Origin of the sequence: Mesorhizobium sp. M2A.F.Ca.ET.037.01.1.1 (genome assembly GCF_003998075.1) — a bacterium.
Lineage (GTDB): Bacteria > Pseudomonadota > Alphaproteobacteria > Rhizobiales > Rhizobiaceae > Mesorhizobium.
On sequence record NZ_RZSA01001162.1, the window covers coordinates 1 to 1,864 of the forward strand.

Sequence of the window (1,864 nt, forward strand, 5' to 3'; positions counted from 1 at the left end):
CTGTTTTCGCGAAGGCCGGCTACCAGCCAGTGCGTGTCCGGGAACGGCTGCAGCGCCTTCACCGCCCGGTCGAGACCCTTCACTTTCATTCTGTTGGCGATGCTCAAGGCAATGACGGCCTGGCGGGGAAGCCCGAACCGATCGCGGATTTCATTGCGGTCGCCGGCCAGCAACTCCGGCCGGCGGCGTTTCGGATCGAGCGTCGGTCCGACAACATGGATGCGCGATTCCTCGGTTCGCCAGAAGTCGCGGTAAAGCGCTGCCTGGTGCGCGCTGAGCGCAATGATCTGCACGGCGCTGCCGGGCGCAAAAATCATCGATTCGAGCTTTTGCTGGCGAATGAAGCGAGGCGAAAACGGCCGCCACCAGCCGAGCTTCGAGGCAAAATAGGGCGGGTCGCCGGCATAGTAGATGTCCAGGCCCGCCATCTTGTTGAAACCGACCACGCAGTCGAAATCCCGCCTGGCCGTCAACAGCGTCTTTCCCAGTGCAAATTCGGTGCCCGGGTTGGAGAGAACCCGTGCCGGATGGACTGTTATCGTCGCCGAACTCTCGACATGACCAACCTGGCGCGTCGTCAGGATCGTCACGCTATGGCCGCGCGCGACCAGTCGGTCGCTGATATTCAGACAATCCCTCTGCAAACCCCCGTTCATAAAGAGGGCAGAGATTGCACAGCAGATTCTCATCACATGTTCCGGAGCGCCGCCCACCCCCAAGATCGACGGAGAGAGACTCCGGGTGCGCCCCAGACTTCTCCACTCAAACAAACACGCCGGGCGCTCAAATGTTGGTCGTGTTGAAAAGACGCATATGCTGTATATAGCGGCTTATCAAGAGACTTGGATGCTGTAGCATTGGGGCTGTCCAAAAAAGAAAACAACCGGATCGCGATTATGAAGATGCCGTGGATTAATTGTGGCTGCCACGCCGGCTTCGCCTGAACGCTGCCATACCCGTGCCAAAGGCCCTGCGTGAATACAACTGGCGGCAATGGCTGAGAATGCAGCCGCTGACACATGCCATCAAGACCGCCCGTTACCGGAAGATCGACCGGAGATTCCTGAGCCTGCCGGCCAAGGCGGGGGACATTACGGGCATCCGCGATGTCGCCCGGGGTCGCGATGTGCTGCTCACCATCGCCTTCGGCGATGCCCAATGTCTCGATCTGCAGGTGCGGCTGGCCAGGGGACTTGTCCGTCACGACCTCCACATCGTGGCCGATAACAGCATCAGCGAAGCTGCCGCGGACGAGAACAGGCAGGTATGCGCGGCCCGAGGCATTCCCTATGTCTGGCTGCCGGCCAATCCATGGACCGTAAAAAACCCGAGCCGGTCCCACGGCGCGGCGCTCAACTGGATGTGGCGCAATATCCTGAAGCCGGCCGCCCCGGCCGCGTTCGGATTTCTGGACCAGGATCTCTTCCCGACGCAGCCATGCGACCCCTTCGTGCCTCTTCAAGATGTGTCGTTCTACGGCGACCTGCGCCGAGCGGGCGCTCGCTGGTATTTGTGGGCAGGCTATTGTTTCTTCCGCTTCGAAGCCGTCGCCCGCAAGCCTCTCGATTTCGGGCTCGACTGGTTCGCCGGCCTCGATACCGGCGGGGCCAACTGGGAGGTGCTCTATCGGAATGTGGACCCGAACGCGCTGCCGCAACGGCCGATAACGGCATTCGCGGCCTTGCCCGGAGTTGAACTCAGGCAGGCCTATTGCGAATGGCGGGGAAGCTGGCTGCACGAAGTCGGCCTCGACGGCGATCTCTTGTTGAAGGCGAAAAAGCGCGAGGCCGTTTTACGCTTGCTGGAACCCGCCCTTCAGGCCCTGGCCAGATCGGCGCGACAATGAGATTGGCAGTCGACACTG

The 1,864-nt window shown here is 61.2% G+C and carries 2 protein-coding genes; one reads left to right on the forward strand and one right to left on the reverse strand.

Annotated features, from left to right (window positions below):
- On the reverse strand, positions 1 to 713 hold a 713-nt coding region (locus EOA27_RS34630), incomplete at its 3' end, for a glycosyltransferase (protein WP_145970764.1).
- Positions 714 to 1,003: 290 nt separating this feature from the next.
- On the opposite strand from EOA27_RS34630, the gene EOA27_RS34635 reads away from it, so the two are divergent.
- Positions 1,004 to 1,846 carry a hypothetical protein gene (locus tag EOA27_RS34635; protein ID WP_126083165.1) on the forward strand — a complete coding sequence of 281 codons (843 nt, stop codon included), beginning with the start codon at positions 1,004 to 1,006 and terminating at the stop codon, positions 1,844 to 1,846.
- The last annotated feature ends 18 nt before the right edge of the window (positions 1,847 to 1,864 follow it).